Genomic DNA, 12,747 nt, shown 5'->3' on the forward strand with positions numbered 1-12,747 from the left:
CCGCTGGATGCGATGCGCGCCTTATATATTGGTCGCTTGCCTCAGTACGCGCCCTCGCCGCGGGTCACCGCGCCGATCGTCTTCGCGATCAGCAGCAGATCCAGCACCATGGACCAGTTCTCGACATAGGACAGGTCCAGGCGCATGGCGTCCTCGGGCGTGAGGTCGGAGCGGCCGCTCACCTGCCACAGCCCGGTGACGCCCGGCTTCACCAGCAGACGCCGTCGCATGACGCCGTCATAGGAGTCCACCTCCCGCTGCACCTGCGGCCGGGGGCCGACGATGCTCATCTCACCGCGCAGCACATTGAAGAACTGCGGCAGTTCGTCGAGGGAGTACTTGCGGATCACCTTGCCGACGGTGGTGACGCGCGGATCGTCGCGGACCTTGAAGAACAGCGGGTTGCCGCCATTGCTGTCGATGAGCGCGTTGATGTGCGATTCGGCGTCGACGTACATGCTGCGGAACTTGATCATTCGGAACGGTTGCCCGTCCCGGCCGATCCGCTCGGACAGGTAGAAGATCGGGCCCCGGCTGGACAGCTTCACCGCGAGCGCGATCAGGGCCAGCGCGGGTGCGATGGCCAGCACGGCGGCAACGGCGAAGCAGAAGTCGAACACGCCCTTGCGAATCGACTTCGCCCGGTCGTATTGCGGCTTCTCCACGTGCAGCATCGGCATGGACGCGACCACCCGGTGGGTGAGCCGGGTGCCCGCGATGTCGACCAGTCCGGGCGTGACGATCAGCTCGGCCCCGAGTTCGTCGAGCTCCCATGCCATGCGGCGGAAGTCGGCGGGCCCGAGATTGTCCGTAGCGGTCACCGCGACGGTGTCCGCCCCGGTGCGCCGCACGGCGTCGATGACATCGTGATCGCCTGCGACCACGGGGATTTCCCGGCCGCCGACCTCGAGCACCGATTCCGCCAGCTGCGCCTCGGCGCGGGTGCAGACCCCGATCACCTGATAGCCGGAGTCACGGTCCAGGGAGAAGGCCGACACCATCGCTCGCGCCGCCTCGGGACTACCGACCACGAGCATGGCGGTGCGGTAGGCGCCGCGAGCGCGCCGGCCCGCGACCCAGCGCCGCCAGATCCGCCGTTCCACCATGAGCAACACCATGCCGAGCGGCAGGGCGATGGCGAGGTATCCGCGAGCGATATCCACGCGCAGCAGCAGCGAAACAATAGCTATTCCACCGAAGAGCTTGAGTGACGCGGACACAACGCGACGGTATTCCTCTGTGCCACTGCCGATTACGCGCGGAGAGCGGGTACCGCTGAGCGCCAGCGTCACCGACCAGGCGAGCGCGAGCACGGCGGACACCATGGTGTAGCGAACCTCGAGCGGCAGTTGGGATGCCAACGGGGGCTCCGCACCGGATCCGCCGAAACGAATCCACTGGGCGAAACCGACGGATAGGATTAATACGCAAAGGTCGCTGATAAATAGCCGACTGGCGTAATCTGCTTGCCAGCGTTCACGATCCGAGCGCGGCTCGGGACGCGGCGGCCGGTGCACGCGCACGGCGCGACCGGCAGAAATTTCATAAGACATGAAACGAACGCACCTCCCCCACGGGAGAACTCGGTTCCGATCCCCGCTGATCAGTTCCACGACCAGGCTGACGCCGGTTTCCCAAGGGCTTTCAGACCATGACAACCGATGATGCCGTCGAGTCTTTCGGCGGCCAGAAGGCGAATGTTACACACCCCGGATGTCATACACCCCCAATCTCGTACGGCCTCAACGTTTCCGGAAAGTAACGGGTAGGAACCTGACCGGTTCCCCCCATCGATCCCCCTATTTCCCCTATTCGCAAAATCGCAGGTTGAACTACGCAAGCCACACGGTGTGAGCTGGTCGAAACCCTTGCAGCGCAAGGCCCGACGGTTTGCCGTCCGGACGCCCGGTTCTGCGGGTCGCAAATTTACAGTTGTTTTGGCACTATCCGTCCGTCGTCGGGCCCCGAAGCACCGCGCAATCCTGTTGTAACGTAAGGCCGGACCGAGCCGACCCACTGGTCATCCGGTGCTGCGCGGGCAGCCCCGGACTCGGTGAAAGATGGGGAAAACTTCGTGCAATGCCGTCTTTGCGATTCGAATCGATTGCTCAGCGTTCTTGATCTGGGTGCCACGCCGCCCTGCGAGAAATTTCTCACCGCCGACGAGCTGGACCTGCCCGAAGCGACATATCCGCTGCACCTGCGGCTCTGCGAAAACTGTCTGCTGCTACAGATTCCGGCGCTGATCACCCCGGAAGAGACATTCACCGAATACGCCTACTTTTCGTCGTTTTCCGACAGCTGGGTCCGGCACGCAAAACTCTTCGTGGACCAGGCTATCGAACAGCTAAAACTGAACAACAATTGTTTCATAATTGAGGTGGCGAGCAACGACGGCTATCTCCTGCAGCACGCGGTGGCCGCCGGCATCCCCTGTCTGGGCATCGAGCCATCGGTGAATGTCGGTGCGGCAGCACGGAACAAAGGCGTACCAACCGAAACGGGCTTCCTCGACGAGGAGCTGGCCGCCCGCGTGGTGGCCGAGCGCGGACCGGCGAATCTGGTGGTGGCCAATAATGTCTATGCCCATATCCCGGATCTGCTCGGCTTCACCCGCTCGCTGCGCGCGCTCATGGCCGACGACGGCTGGCTGTCGATCGAGGTGCACCACGCCCTGAACCTGGTGGCGCTGGCCCAGTTCGACACCATCTATCACGAGCACTTCCAGTACTACACACTGCTGTCCGCCCAGCGTGCCCTGGCCACCGCCGGGCTCGAGGTGGTCGACTGCGAGCTGATCGGCACACACGGTGGCTCCCTGCGCATCTGGGCTCGACCGCAGGGTGTGGGCACCCCCACCGATCGGGTCGCCGAGGTCCTGCGCCTCGAGGCCGACGCCGGGCTGCACGAGATCGCCGGCTACCTGGAGCTGCGCCCCGACACCGAGCGGGTGCGCCAGGACCTGCTGCGATTCCTGTTGGACGCCAAGGCCTCCGGCAAGCGGGTCGTCGGCTACGGCGCCCCCGGCAAGGGCAACACCCTCCTCAACTACTGCGGCATCCGGACCGACCTGCTGGAGTACACGGTCGACCGCAACCCCTACAAGCACGGGCGGTTCACGCCCGGCACCCGCATCCCGATACACGAACCGGAGCGGATCGACGCCGATCGCCCCGAGGTGGTGCTGGTGCTGCCGTGGAATCTCGAGCGCGAGATCACCACGCAACTGCGTCACGTCCTCGAGCGGGGCGGCGAGATCGTCTACCCGCTCCCCCATCTTCATCATGCGACGCTCGACGACGCCGCCGCATCCACACCTGCCGAAAGGTAAAGCTCGTGAAGGTCGTACTGTTCTGCGGCGGTTACGGCATGCGCATGCGCAACGGAACCGAGGACGTCATCCCCAAGCCCATGCAGATGGTGGGCCCGCGCCCGCTGATCTGGCACGTGATGCGCTACTACGCGCACTTCGGGCACAAGGACTTCGTGCTGTGCCTGGGCTACGGCGCCACCCACATCAAGAACTTCTTCCTCACCTATCAGGAGTCGGTGTCCAACGACTTCGTCATCCGCGGCGGCAAGGTGGAGCTGCTGCAGTCCGACATCAGCGACTGGACCATCACCTTCGTCGACACCGGGGTGGAGTCGCCGATCGGCGAGCGGCTGCGCCGGGTGCGCGGCCACCTCGAGGGCGAGCCGTACTTCCTGGCCAACTACGCCGATGTGCTGACCGACGCCCCGCTGGACGAGATGATCGGGCAGTTCCAGGATTCCGGGGCGGCCGCGTCGATGATGATCGTGCCGCCGCAGTCCTCCTTCCACTGCGTGGACGTGAACTCCGCGGGCGAGGTCAAGAACATCACCCCGGTCTCGCAGCTGCCGATCTGGGAGAACGGCGGCTACTTCGTGCTGACCCAGGAGATCTTCGATCACCTGCCGCCCGGCGGGGACCTGGTGGAGGACGCCTGCGGCGCGCTGGCCGGGCAGGGCCGGCTGTTCGGGTATCAGCATCACGGCTTCTGGAAGCCGGCCGACACCTTCAAGGAGCGCGCCGAGCTCGACACCGGCTACCAGCAGGGCGATCGCCCGTGGATGGTGTGGGAGCGTCCCGGCGCATGATCGGCTTCGACACCGGCGCGATCACCGAGATCGCGCTACTGGCCGCGCATTGCGACGATCTGGCCATCGGAATGGGCGGCACCCTGCTGACGCTGGCGCAGGCGCGGCCGGGCCTGCGAGTGCGGGCGCTGGTGCTGACCGGCGCGGGCACCGAGCGGGCCGACGAAGAGCGTGCCGCGCTCGAATCCTTTTGTCCCGGAGCGGAACTCGAACTCGCCATTCTCGACATCCCCGACGGCTACGCCCCCGCGCACTGGGCGCAAGCCAAGCAGGCGGTTGCCGCGCTGGCCCGCGGCTCCGCGGCGCAGGTGGTCTTCGCGCCGCATCGCGGCGACGCCCACCAGGACCACCGGCTGCTGGCCGAGCTGGCCCCCACGGAATTTCGTGACCATCTGGTGCTCGGCTACGAAATACTCAAGTGGGAGAACGACACTCCGCAGCCCGTGGTGTTCCATCCACTCGCCGAGGGGCTGGCCGAGATCAAGGCCGCCCTGTTGCTGAAACACTATCCCTCGCAACACAATCGGGACTGGTTCGATGAGCAGTCCTTCCTGGCCCTCTCGCGGCTGCGCGGGGTGCAGTGCCGCGCCCGGCACGCCGAGGCGTTTCTGCTCGAGAAGGCCGTCATCACTTTCGGAGGTGCGTAGTCATGCGGGTGCTCGTCACCGGACATCAGGGGTATCTGGGGACGGTCATGGTGCCGTTCCTGCACCAGGCCGGGCACGATGTGACCGGTTTGGACATCGGCTATTTCGCGGACTGCGTGCTCGGCGACGCTCCGCCCCCGCCGCCGGCCCTCGCGGTGGATCTGCGCGAGGTGACCGTCGATCAGCTCGCCGGGTTCGACGCGGTAGTGCATCTCGCGGCGCTGTCGAACGACCCGCTGGGCGCGCTGGCGCCGCGGATCACCTACGACATCAACCATCACGCGTCGGTGCGGCTGGCCCGGTTGGCCAAGGAGGCCGGGGTGCGCCGGTTCCTCTACGCCTCCACGTGTTCGGTGTACGGCGCGGCCGGTGACGGCCTGGTGACCGAGGACGCGCCGCTGCGTCCGCTCACCCCGTACGCCGAGTCCAAGGTGCGGGTCGAGGACGATGTGGCCGCCATCGCCGACTCCGGCTTCTCGCCGGTGTTCCTGCGCAATGCCACCGCCTTCGGCTTCTCACCGCGACTGCGCGCCGACATCGTGCTCAACAACCTGGTCGGGTACGCGGTGCTGACCGGCGAGGTGAAGGTGCTCTCCGACGGCACGCCGTGGCGGCCGCTGGTGCACGCGCAGGACATCGCGCTCGCCTTCGCCACCTGCCTGGACGCCCCGATCGAGGCCGTGCACTGCCGCGCCTACAACGTGGGGACCGAGACGAACAATCTGACGGTCGCGGAGATCGCGCGGGCGGTGGTCGACGTGGTCCCGGAGTCCACGCTGGCCATCACCGGCGAGAGCGGCGCGGATCCGCGCTCCTACCGCGTCGACTTCGGGTACGCCCGCAAGGAACTGGGCTTCGAGGCGCGCTGGAGCATTCCCGACGGCGCGGCCGAGCTGTATCGCGAGTACACCGCGCGCGGGCTCACCTCGGAGGCCTTCTTCCAGCGCTTCACGCGCCTGGCGCACCTGACGTCGCTGAAGGACGCCGGGGTGCTCGACGACGAACTGCGCCGGATCAGGACCGGGGTGTGAACTGATGGGCGGCGAGCAACTCGCGCCACGATCCCGCACCCGCGTCCCGCTCCGACACCACCGTGACCGGCTGCGGCCAGGCGATGGCCAGGTCGGGATCGTCGTAGGCGACACCCAGGTCCTCGGCCGGGTCGTGCGGGCGGTCGATGCGGTAGCAGACGTCGGCCACCTCGGTGAGGGCCTGGAATCCGTGCAGGAAGCCCGGCGGCACGTAGAGGTGCCGGAAGTCGTCGTCGTCCAGCAGGAAAGCCTGCCGCACACCGAAGGTCGGCGATTCGGGCCGGATGTCGACGAGCACGTCGTGCACGGCGCCGTGCGCGCACCGCACCAGCTTGGCCTCACCGCGGCCGGAGCGCCCGTGCATTCCGCGCACCACACCCCGGCGCGAGCGCGACTGGGAGTCCTGCACGAAGCTCGCGGCCAGGCCCGGCCGGCCCAGGTGCGCGTCGAATTCCTCGGCGTCGAAGGTGCGGGTGAACAGGCCGCGATCGTCGCGGAACGGTTGCGGGGTCAGCAGCAGGACGTCGGCGAGGTCGGTCGCTTCGATACGCACCAGGCCATGCTGCCATGAGCGGGACGGCGGCGGAGGCCGTGCGGACGGAACCTGCCCGGGGGTGCCGCGGCTGCGGGCACGGGCCGCTGGTGCGGGTGCTCGATCTCGGGAAAATGCCTGCGGCGGACGACTTTCCGAGTCTGGACTCGATGTCCGGCGGCGACGAGGCAGCGCATCCGCTGGCCATGGACCTGTGCGCCGGCTGCGGGCTGGCGCAGCTCGCCGAGGACGACACGGTCACCGCCGAACCGCGCGGCGTGGAACCGCGGGCGCTGCGGGATCAGGCCGCGGACGCGGTGTCCCGGGTGGCCGCCGGGGGCTGGTTGCCCGGCGGCGGCACCGTGCGCGAGTTCGGCAGCCCGCACGGCGGCAGCTGGCTGCCGCTGCTGACCGACCGCGGCTACTCCGTCACCGAGGACCCCGCCGACGTGGTGATCGACTGCTTCGGCATCATGCACGAACCCGATCAGCGCGCGGCCTTCGCGCGGCGGGCGGCGGCCGTCGCGCCGGGCGGGGTGCTGCTGATGCAGTTCCACTCGCTGTGCGCGATCGTCGATCAGGGGCAGTGGAACGCGTTGCGGCACGGGCATTTCGCCTACTACTCGATGGACTCGCTGCGGGCCTTGCTGCGGTCGGCGGGCCTGGCGGCGGTGACGGCGTGGGAGTTCGAGCTCTACGGCGGCACCGTCCTGGTGGCCGCGGTCCACGCCCCCGCCGACGCCGATCCGACGATCGCCCGGATCCGCGTCGCGGAGGCGGCGGTCGCGGACCCGGCCGTGGTGCGCGGACTCCAGTCGGCCGCCGATGAGCAGGCACGGGCCCTGCGTGCCTGGCTGGAATCGGAGAACGCTTCCGGCAGCACCGTTTACGCCTACGGGGCGGCCTCCCGCGCGGTCGCCCTGCTCCATCTCGCGGGCGCGCACCGCGGACTGCTGGCCGGGGTGGCCGACGCCTCCCCGGGCAAGCAGGGCCGCCGCATGCCCGGAACCGACATCCCGATCCTGTCGCCCGCCGAACTCGTTGCGGCGCAACCGGATCGGGTCCTGCTGACGCTGCCGGACCTGCTCCCCGAGGTTTCCTCCCGGTGGCCCGAACTCGACGGGAAGTGGGTGATCGACGTGCGGGAATCGCTATGAAACCCAGCAACTCTCGTCCGGCGGCGGCCTGAGGGGCGCCGCGCACGCGACACGTCGGTCAGTGAGCGCGATCATGCGATCGCGGCCGCACGCAGGGTAATCGAGTGGGATAGTCTCAGCGTGGGGTAGATCACCGGCCGAGGGGGACGGGTGGACGTTCACCCGTGCCCCTGAGTGCACAGGGGAATCATCAAGCGAGCGTACGCAATTACGCAGCAATACCTGATGAGGGAATGAGAAGTATCATGCGCAACACCAAGTCCGTGCTTTCGCGCACCGCGGCCGTGGCGGTCGCGAGCACCATCGGCGTCGTCCTGAGCGGCGGCGCGTCCGACGCCGCCATCGACGGCAACAATTCCGTCGTCGATCAGCAGGGCCGGACCGTCGAGGCCCTGTCGGCGGACACCCGTATCGATTTCGTGCCGCCCCTCGACGGCAATCCGCTGACCCGCGAGTGGTTCCACAGCGGCAAGGCCTGTTTCAAGGTGGCCCTGCCCTCCGGCGATCCGTGGAGCGGCCACCTCACCATGGGCTACCAGGTGGGTTACCCGGCCACCCTGTCCGGCAAGATCTCGTTCCAGTACCAGACCCCGGGCCTCGAACTCGAGATCGGCGGGGACGGCCCCAAGCTCGACATCTACAACTTGATCCCGACGCTGGGCATGCAGCTCGATGTCGGTTTCGGCCCGGGCATCCAGTCGGTCGACGTGGCTGGCGGCGATGTCTCCGGGTCCGACGGCTGCATCATGATGTCCGGCTTCCACGGCACCGTGACCGGCGTGCTGGGCACCACCACCATCCGCCCGTTCGTGCGCTTGATCAGCAGCGCCGGCGACACCGTGGTGGCCTACGGCCCGCTGGCCCGCATCTGATTCCCCGGGTCCGGGCGGTCTCGCGCTTCGCGACCGCCCGGATCCGCGGAGCGGATCATGGTGCGGCACACCGTTGTCCGCGCGCCTTGCCCTCGCTCAGTGCAGGAGATCGGGGCGGCGCAGCGCGGTCGCGACGGTGCGCACCCGGAGGCGTTCGGCGGCGGCGCGGGCCAACCGCCAGTCCCCGCCGAGCACCGCGCCGCGGCCCACGTATTCCGGGTATTCGGACCCCAGCCGGTGGTGGAAGCGCAGCATCTCGGTGAGCTTGCTGACCGTCGAGGTCTGGCTGCACAGGTTGAAGCTCGAATTGCGCCAGGCCGCCAGGATTTCCGCCGTGCCGAAGAAGTCCCCGAAGGCGCTGACGCGGGCGAACAGGTCCACGTCCATGGGGAAGACCAGGTCGCCGCGGAAGCCGCCGACCCGGTCGAAGTCCTGACGGCGGAAGACGGCGGCGGCGGTGGGCCCGAAGTCGGCGGGGCCGCGGTGCACGATGGTGCGCATAAGGGCGCGGGCGTCGCGGCGACCCAGTAGATCGGGCAGACCCAGATCGCTCTCCTCGACGCGGCCGTTCTCGTCGATGACCTGGAATTTCGAGGAGCAGATGGCGATGCCGTTGTCACCCATGATCTCCAGCTGCTTGTCCAGCGAGCCGGGCAGCAGGATGTCGTCGGCGCAGACGACCTTGACGAAGCGGCCCGAGGTCAGCGAGACGGCCTTGTTCCAGTTCTCGCCGATGGGCAGGGTTTCCTGATTGCGGTGGATGACCACCCGCGGGTCGTCGAAGGACTTCGCGATTGCGCCGGTGTCGTCGGTGCTGGCATTGTCCAGGACGACGACCTCGATGTCGGTGTCCTGGTCCAGAATCGAGCGCAGCGTGGTCTCCAGGGTGCGGCCGGAATTGTAGGCCGGGACGCACACCGAAAGGTTCTTCATCATTCCCCCTGAACTGGTTCGGCCGGTTCGCCGGGTGAGCCCTCACCTCCCGCCACGAGCCGGAACACCCGATCCAGGCCCGCACGGCCGGCGTCGATCTGCTCAACTGCCTTCTGCTGCAGGGTATCCCGCAGCTCCGGCGCGGACTCCCACAACTGGCGAATCGCACGTGTCAACTCGGCGTCGAGATTGTCCACGTCCAGGTGCACGATGCGCAGTCCGGCGGCGGTGTCGGCGTCGAACATGTCGGCCAACCCATAGAATTTGTCGTCGTAGTACTGCGAGGCCGTTACAGCCACGGCCGGAATACCCTGGGACAGCGCGAAAACCGCGAGGTGGTAGGCGCTGGTCACCAGGACCCGGCAGCGTGAGACCTGTCGCGCCACGTCCTGGGCGGTGCCCGCGCGGCCGATGACGGGCCGGGTGCGGGCGGCGCCCTCGAGCAGCGGCAGCGTGTGGCGGCGGTCCTCGTCGTCGTATTCGGAGATGATGAGCGGGGCCAGCGCGGTGTGCAGGGCGGCGGCCTCGCGGCGCAGCACCTCGCCGAGGGTGTCGCGGGCCGAGTCGGTCACCTTGGAGTAGTCCGAGATGCGCAGGCACAGGCCCAGATCGGTGCCGATGCCCGGGCGGCGCAGCCGGTAGGAGAACTCCACCGCGTCGTCGCCGGTGACCAGGATCTTGTCCTCGGGCACGCCGAGCTCGGCCAGCAGTTTGGGCCCGCGCCGACCCTCGCGCAGGGCGATGAGATCCGCCCCCGGCAGCACCTCGGCCGCGCGGCGCAGCAGGTCGGCGTCGCGCATGGGGCCCAGCCCCTGCCCGATCATGACGTTCGGAATGCCGTGGCGCTGCGCGGCTTCGAGCAGGTTGAGGGTGCGATGCGCCTGGTACAGGTCGACATCGGTCATATAGCCGCCGCCCTGCGCGATGACCAGGTCCGCTCCGGCCAGCGCGGCGGGCACCGGCGGCAGTTCCGGAATGCCGGTCGGTTCGGGCTCGGGCTCTCCGGTGGCGAGCGCGTGAACTTCCTTGCGCGCCCAGTTCTTCACACCGCGCAGATAGTGTTTGGGCACCTCGGTGGCCGATCGCCAGCGCAGCGCCGCCGGGCCGAGCACGTGCACTCCGGCGGTCTCCCCGAGCCGTCCCGCGAGCCCGTCGCGCCCCCACGGCCCGCCCGCGTGCGCCACCACCGGCTCGGCCTGCGGCAGCACCCCGCGCAGGATGTGCGGCTCGTCGGTCAGCATGCCGATGCGGGCGTGCGGCCAGTGTTCCCGCAGTCGTTCCACGGTCATCACCATCATGGCGATGTCACCGCGATTGCGGAGCCAGTACTCGCCGTTGTCCACGAGCACCTTCAACGTCCCGGCACCATCCCCCGCGCCAGAGTTCCCCACGCGATTCCTTCCGACGCCCGTTCCGAGCACGAATCCGGTGCGAATCTATCGCACGACCAGGCCTTCGCGCTACACGAACGCAGCGCCCGCGCAGCGCGAAATCGATTCGCCCGCAAGATCATAACTGGGCGCACGACCATTTAGATCAGCTCGGAAACAGGGGGCTGACCCACTTGCTGCACAGCCACTTTCCGTCCGCGTAATCCATCGACATGGTGATGTTCTGGTGCTTGGCCTTGTCGGGGGTGTTCTTGGTGGCGGCGGTCAGCTCGGTGATGTCCACCGCCAGCTCGTAGTGGGTTCCGCCGCCGGAGGTCACCGTGCACGCCGCGGTGTCGGACCAGGTGTGCTCGGCGTCGTTCTCGAGCAGCAGCCGGATGGTCGGCAACAGCGTCTGGGCCTGCGACTTCCACTGGCCGGTCGCGCCCGCGATCACCTTGGCCTGCCAGCCGTCGCCATTGCTGTAGTCGTAGGAGCTCATGAGCTTGCCGTAGTCACAGGCTGCTTGGACCGCGGCCTCCTTGGACGCGTCCGCGGGCACCGGCGTCTCACCGATCGAGCTGCCACCGCCGGTGGCCACGGAACGGAACGCGCCGGTGCCGAATCCGAGGCCGACGCCACCGGCCACCACGAGCGCGACGGCGAAGGCCGCGATCAGCCGCTTCCGACCGCGACTCGGGGCGGGCGCACCCGTCGCGAACCGATGTGGGGCGCCATCCATTTGATGCGGTCCGCTGCCGCCCACGATCGGATAGTGCGGTCCCGACCGCGCACCGAGCTGGGTCGGCAGCTGCTCGAACCGCTCCCGCGTCGACCCGGGCTGTCCGATCGGGCTGGGCTGAGTCGTCGCCCCGGTGAAGGTGACGGGAACCTCTTGCCGCACCCACGGCCCGTGCGCCGTGCCGGTGGCGGTCAGCGCCGCCTCGGCCGCGGCGGCCAGTTCACCGCAGCTGCCGAAGCGGTGGTCGCGGTTCTTCGCCAGCGCGCGTTCGATGACCGCGTCGAAAGCCGGGGGCACGGTGCCGTGCACCTGGCTCGGCCGCGGAATCGGCGCGCCCAGGTGGGCCGCGACCAGCTGCGCGGTGCTCTCCCCCGGATACGGCAGCTGTCCGGTGAGCATGTGGAACAGCGTGCAGCCCAACGCGTACACGTCGGCGCGGTGGTCGGTGTCGCCGCGCAGCTCGAACTGTTCGGGGGCGGCGTACTGGAAGCTGGCGTACATCTCACCGGTGCGGGTGAGCGTACTGGTGTGGTCGACCGCCTTGGCAATCCCGAAATCGGCCAGGAAGACCTGCTGTTCGGTCCCCCAGGCCAGCAGGATGTTGGCCGGTTTCACGTCGCGGTGCAGCACACCCGATCGATGCGCGTGGTCCAGCGCCCGCGCGGTCTCGCCGATGATCCGCACCGCGTGGTCGGGCCGCACCGGGCCGTCGCGCAGGATGGCCGCCGCGTCGGTGCCCTCGACGTACTGCATGGCCATCCAGAGCCGGTGGTCGTCGTTGCCGCGCGCGTACATCGCGACGATGTTCGGATGCGACAGCCGCGCGGCGGTATCGGCTTCCCGCAGGAAGCGGGCCCGGACCTCGGGATCGTCGGCCTTGCCCGCGGCCAGCAGTTTCAGCGCGACCGATCGGGGCAGATCGCGGTCCGTGGCGAGGTACACCTCGCCCATTCCGCCGACGCCGAGCAGCCGTTCGATGGTGTACCCCGCGAATACCTGCCCTTGCGCGAGTGTGCGCCCCACAGCCTGCCTGCCCTCTCCGACCACATCATTCCCGCCGATCACCGTAACCCAGATCTCGTTCGGCGACGCGCGCGTTAATCACCCGGGACGCTTTTCCGGATGGAAACGAATTACTTATTCTGTGTCACAACATAATTCGGAATTCGTTCCGGCCCGCCCCGGCGCGACTTGATCTTTCTCGCCATACGGACTGGTCAGTCGCAGGATAGCCGTTCGTTAGCCCTCCTCCACCCCCGGATTGGCATACACTTGCGCTGCAAGGGCGTTCGGATCGGGATGTCGGTCCAATGTGGGTGACGGACCCGGGGGTGAGGGTTTTGA

Annotated in this window: 11 protein-coding genes; 6 read left to right on the forward strand and 5 right to left on the reverse strand. The window is 68.2% G+C overall.

Annotation, left to right across the window (positions count from 1 at the left end):
* Positions 1 to 41: 41 nt before the first annotated feature.
* Entirely contained in the window at positions 42 to 1,553 is a 1,512-nt protein-coding gene (locus tag ACWEOI_RS14995; protein WP_452359931.1) for a sugar transferase, read from the reverse strand.
* A 521-nt stretch (positions 1,554 to 2,074) separates the two neighbouring features.
* On the opposite strand from ACWEOI_RS14995, the gene ACWEOI_RS15000 reads away from it, so the two are divergent.
* From ACWEOI_RS15000 to ACWEOI_RS15015, 4 genes are read left to right on the forward strand one after another with little or no spacing between them, the layout of a single operon-like run.
* Positions 2,075 to 3,331 (forward strand): methyltransferase domain-containing protein, encoded by a 1,257-nt coding sequence (locus ACWEOI_RS15000; protein ID WP_452360151.1) that lies wholly within the window; start codon positions 2,075 to 2,077, stop codon positions 3,329 to 3,331.
* A 5-nt stretch (positions 3,332 to 3,336) separates the two neighbouring features.
* Entirely contained in the window at positions 3,337 to 4,119 is a 783-nt protein-coding gene (locus ACWEOI_RS15005; protein WP_357084950.1) for a glycosyltransferase family protein, read from the forward strand.
* On the forward strand, positions 4,116 to 4,766 hold the full coding sequence (locus ACWEOI_RS15010; RefSeq protein ID WP_452359932.1) for a PIG-L deacetylase family protein: 651 nt from the start codon (positions 4,116 to 4,118) through the stop codon (positions 4,764 to 4,766). Before ACWEOI_RS15005 ends, ACWEOI_RS15010 begins: the two co-directional genes overlap by 4 nt.
* A 2-nt stretch (positions 4,767 to 4,768) precedes the next feature.
* Entirely contained in the window at positions 4,769 to 5,797 is a 1,029-nt protein-coding gene (locus tag ACWEOI_RS15015; RefSeq protein WP_452359933.1) for an NAD-dependent epimerase/dehydratase family protein, read from the forward strand.
* Here ACWEOI_RS15015 and rfbC read toward each other — a convergent pair.
* Complete coding sequence (rfbC, locus tag ACWEOI_RS15020) at positions 5,781 to 6,350, reverse strand: dTDP-4-dehydrorhamnose 3,5-epimerase (protein ID WP_452359934.1); 570 nt, start codon at positions 6,348 to 6,350, stop codon at positions 5,781 to 5,783. The two genes, ACWEOI_RS15015 and rfbC, sit on opposite strands and share 17 nt — an antisense overlap.
* Positions 6,351 to 6,364: 14 nt before the next feature.
* On the opposite strand from rfbC, the gene ACWEOI_RS15025 reads away from it, so the two are divergent.
* Both ACWEOI_RS15025 and ACWEOI_RS15030 read left to right on the forward strand, forming a co-directional pair.
* Positions 6,365 to 7,486: a class I SAM-dependent methyltransferase gene (locus ACWEOI_RS15025; protein ID WP_452359935.1), complete on the forward strand. Its 1,122-nt coding sequence runs from the start codon at positions 6,365 to 6,367 to the stop codon at positions 7,484 to 7,486.
* A 245-nt stretch (positions 7,487 to 7,731) separates the two neighbouring features.
* The gene (locus tag ACWEOI_RS15030) at positions 7,732 to 8,358 is read left to right on the forward strand and encodes an MspA family porin (RefSeq protein WP_433666234.1); all 627 of its coding nucleotides are present in this window, start codon (positions 7,732 to 7,734) and stop codon (positions 8,356 to 8,358) included.
* Between the two features lie 96 nt (positions 8,359 to 8,454).
* On the opposite strand, the gene ACWEOI_RS15035 is transcribed toward ACWEOI_RS15030, so the two are convergent.
* The 3 genes from ACWEOI_RS15035 to ACWEOI_RS15045 all read right to left on the reverse strand — a co-directional run bounded on the left by ACWEOI_RS15035 (position 8,455) and on the right by ACWEOI_RS15045 (position 12,426).
* On the reverse strand, positions 8,455 to 9,294 hold the full coding sequence (locus ACWEOI_RS15035; protein WP_452359936.1) for a glycosyltransferase family 2 protein: 840 nt from the start codon (positions 9,292 to 9,294) through the stop codon (positions 8,455 to 8,457).
* Positions 9,291 to 10,682, reverse strand: coding sequence for a polysaccharide pyruvyl transferase family protein (locus ACWEOI_RS15040; RefSeq protein WP_452359937.1), 1,392 nt, complete (start codon positions 10,680 to 10,682; stop codon positions 9,291 to 9,293). Before ACWEOI_RS15040 ends, ACWEOI_RS15035 begins: the two co-directional genes overlap by 4 nt.
* A gap of 145 nt (positions 10,683 to 10,827) precedes the next feature.
* Positions 10,828 to 12,426, reverse strand: coding sequence for a serine/threonine-protein kinase (locus ACWEOI_RS15045; protein WP_452359938.1), 1,599 nt, complete (start codon positions 12,424 to 12,426; stop codon positions 10,828 to 10,830).
* Between the last annotated feature and the right edge of the window lie 321 nt (positions 12,427 to 12,747).

It is taken from the genome of Nocardia sp. NPDC004340, assembly GCF_053602575.1.

Coding starts and splice junctions, on each gene's coding strand:
- ACWEOI_RS15015 (WP_452359933.1), top strand. CDS start 4,769: ATGCGGGTGCTCGTCACCGGACATCAGGGGTATCTGGGGACGGTCATG.
- ACWEOI_RS15010 (WP_452359932.1), top strand. CDS start 4,116: ATGATCGGCTTCGACACCGGCGCGATCACCGAGATCGCGCTACTGGCC.
- ACWEOI_RS15030 (WP_433666234.1), top strand. CDS start 7,732: ATGCGCAACACCAAGTCCGTGCTTTCGCGCACCGCGGCCGTGGCGGTC.
- ACWEOI_RS15025 (WP_452359935.1), top strand. CDS start 6,365: ATGAGCGGGACGGCGGCGGAGGCCGTGCGGACGGAACCTGCCCGGGGG.
- ACWEOI_RS15035 (WP_452359936.1), bottom strand. CDS start 9,294: ATGATGAAGAACCTTTCGGTGTGCGTCCCGGCCTACAATTCCGGCCGC.
- ACWEOI_RS14995 (WP_452359931.1), bottom strand. CDS start 1,553: ATGTCTTATGAAATTTCTGCCGGTCGCGCCGTGCGCGTGCACCGGCCG.